The sequence below is a fragment of the Hydrogenophaga sp. 70-12 genome, from assembly GCF_001897365.1.
Lineage (GTDB): Bacteria > Pseudomonadota > Gammaproteobacteria > Burkholderiales > Burkholderiaceae_C > Hydrogenophaga > Hydrogenophaga borbori.
Genome location: NZ_MKSS01000201.1, coordinates 1 through 2,223, shown reverse-complemented (window position 1 = coordinate 2,223; position 2,223 = coordinate 1). Strand labels below are relative to the sequence as shown.

Sequence of the window (2,223 nt, the reverse complement as noted above, 5' to 3'; positions counted from 1 at the left end):
CGCCTTGGCGCGCTCCGCGCTGCTGGCGGCCGAGCGCGTGCTGATCCCGGTACAGCCCAGCCCCTACGACCTGTCGGCCAGCGCGGAGATGGTGGCGCTGATCCGCGAGGCGCAGGCGTTTCGGCCTGCGCTTCGCACGGCCTTCGTCATCAACCGGCGCGTCAGCACCACCGTGATTGGGCGCGAAGCACGCGGCGCGCTGGCCGACCAGCCGCTGCCCGCGCTGCGCGCCGAAGTGCATCAGCGCATCGTGTTCGCCGACAGCGTGGCCGCTGGCCGGCTTGCACGCGAGACAGCGCCCGACAGCGCCGCCGCGCGTGAAGTCACCGCGCTGGTGGACGAACTACTGCGGTGGACGCCATGACGGCGAAGCCGCCACCGAACAGCAAACGCACGGCAAAGCGCGTCGGCATCGGTGCGCGTCCACCTGCGAATCCGCACGCCGAGGCGTGGATTCGCCAGGGCGACGCCGATGCGCTGGGCAAAGGCGACCTCTACACCGCCCGCCTGACCCTCGACATCACGCCCGCGATGCGGGCGCGCATCAAGGTGTCGGCCTTCACGCAAGGCGTGACCGTGGCCGACCTGCTGCGCGGCCTGCTGGAGCGCGAGTTTCCAGAACACCGCAAGGAGAACACACCATGACCGCATCCGCTTCGCCTGCCGCTGGCGCGGCCACGGCTGCGCTCGCAGCACCTTCCGGCCAGCCTGCCAGCACGCCGCTGACGCGCGTGGCGCTGGCCTACATCGAACCGCGCTTCAAGTTCTACCTGCGCTTCGGCGAACCCGCGCGCACGCACCAGCTCGACCGCTGGCGGCGCTGCGCGGTGTTCCTGCCGGGTGCCATGTTCTGCCGCATCAGCTGGCAGGCCAACGACTACGGCACCGTGCGCTGGCAGCTCATGGTGATGCAGGCTTGCACGCCGCTCGATGCGGCGCAGCGCATCCCCGGCGTGCAGCCGGGCGCGCGCCTGCTGCTGCACGCCGAGGGTGAGAACCAGGTGCGCGTCGTGCTGGAACGCATCGACGCCATTGAGGCGCTGGGTATCGCGCCGTCTACCGCTTCGCCTGCGTACTGGCGCACGCTCGCCAACCGGCTCGCGGCGCATTTGGCGTTGCCCGAATACAGCGCCGAGCGGCACGCCGCCTGGCTGGCAGGGAGGGCACTGCCATGAGCGCCGTTTCCACTTCCGGCACCGCGTCGCCCCCTCGCTTGCGCGTGCGCGCTCGCCTCGTGCTGGCGGGCCTGTCCGCCTGCGGCCTCGCCGCGCTGGCCTGGGCGTCCTTCGTGCATCCGCTACCGCGCCTGACCTACAACCCGTCCGACAGCGTGGCGGTCGGCTGGTATCGCGTCGATCCGCTCGACCGTCGCACCAGCTCGCCGCCACGTCCGTTGTCCGTGGGCAGCATCGTGCTGGTGCCACTGCCCGTCGAGGCTGCCGCGCTCGCTGCGCAGCGCGGCTACCTGCCGACGCGCATCCCTCTGCTCAAGCGCGTGGGCGCGATCGCACCGCAGGAGGTGTGCATCGCCGACGGCAGTGTCCGCATCGACGGCGTGCCTTCGGCCGCCGTGCTGCCTGCCGACCGCTGGGGCCGTCCGCTGCCATCCTGGTCGCAGTGCCGCCGCCTTCGGCCTGGCGAGCTGTTCCTGCTCAGCGTCACCAATCCGGCGTCGTTCGACAGCCGGTATTTCGGGCCGGTCAGCGTAGCCGCCGTGATCGGCGTTGCGCGCCCGGTCTGGCTGGAGCCTCGCCCATGATCGCCGCCGATTCGCTGCGCATCATCGTGCTATCGGGCGTGTCGTTCTGCTGGCCGTCGCCGTGTCGTCGCGCGTGCAGTGCCGGTGCCAATACTTCGCATTGGGCACCACACTTCGCGCTGTCTCCGGCGCAGCCGTCCAACGTGCAGGCGTCTTGCCTCGAACGCGGCTGGCCTTCGGCCATCGCCGTGTTCGCCGGGGCGCTGTCTGCTCACGCAGCAGCGTCGCCGGGCCGCCGCTGCCCGGAGCGCCAGCGAGGGGCAAAGGCGGAAGGCAAGACAAAAGGGAGCGGCACCTGTCGGCCCGCAAAGCCAGTCTGCACGTGGGGTTGGCGCAGCACGGAGCGGCTTCGCCGCCGTGCCGCGTGGAGCGCGAGGCTCGCGCCAATGCTGGCATGTGCGTGTGCTTCGCACGACAGGACACGCCAGAGCTTGCAGGGAGCGCAGCCATGACCGACCGCCGCG

At 71.2% G+C, this 2,223-nt stretch carries 4 protein-coding genes; all 4 read left to right on the top strand.

The window, feature by feature from the left end:
• On the top strand, positions 1-364 hold a 364-nt coding region (locus tag BGO22_RS12070), incomplete at its 5' end, for a ParA family partition ATPase (protein ID WP_502686455.1).
• Positions 361-645 (top strand): hypothetical protein, encoded by a 285-nt coding sequence (locus BGO22_RS12065; protein WP_009517018.1) that lies wholly within the window; start codon positions 361-363, stop codon positions 643-645. The genes BGO22_RS12070 and BGO22_RS12065, both read left to right, overlap by 4 nt.
• Positions 642-1,175 (top strand): DUF2840 domain-containing protein, encoded by a 534-nt coding sequence (locus BGO22_RS12060; protein WP_009517019.1) that lies wholly within the window; start codon positions 642-644, stop codon positions 1,173-1,175. The genes BGO22_RS12065 and BGO22_RS12060 overlap by 4 nt, the downstream gene beginning before the upstream one ends.
• A complete protein-coding gene (locus BGO22_RS12055) occupies positions 1,172-1,759 on the top strand; it encodes a S26 family signal peptidase (RefSeq protein WP_009517020.1) in 588 nt (195 codons plus the stop codon). The genes BGO22_RS12060 and BGO22_RS12055 overlap by 4 nt, the downstream gene beginning before the upstream one ends.
• Positions 1,760-2,223 lie beyond the last annotated feature (464 nt).

Coding starts and splice junctions, on each gene's coding strand:
- BGO22_RS12065 (WP_009517018.1), top strand. CDS start 361: ATGACGGCGAAGCCGCCACCGAACAGCAAACGCACGGCAAAGCGCGTC.
- BGO22_RS12060 (WP_009517019.1), top strand. CDS start 642: ATGACCGCATCCGCTTCGCCTGCCGCTGGCGCGGCCACGGCTGCGCTC.
- BGO22_RS12055 (WP_009517020.1), top strand. CDS start 1,172: ATGAGCGCCGTTTCCACTTCCGGCACCGCGTCGCCCCCTCGCTTGCGC.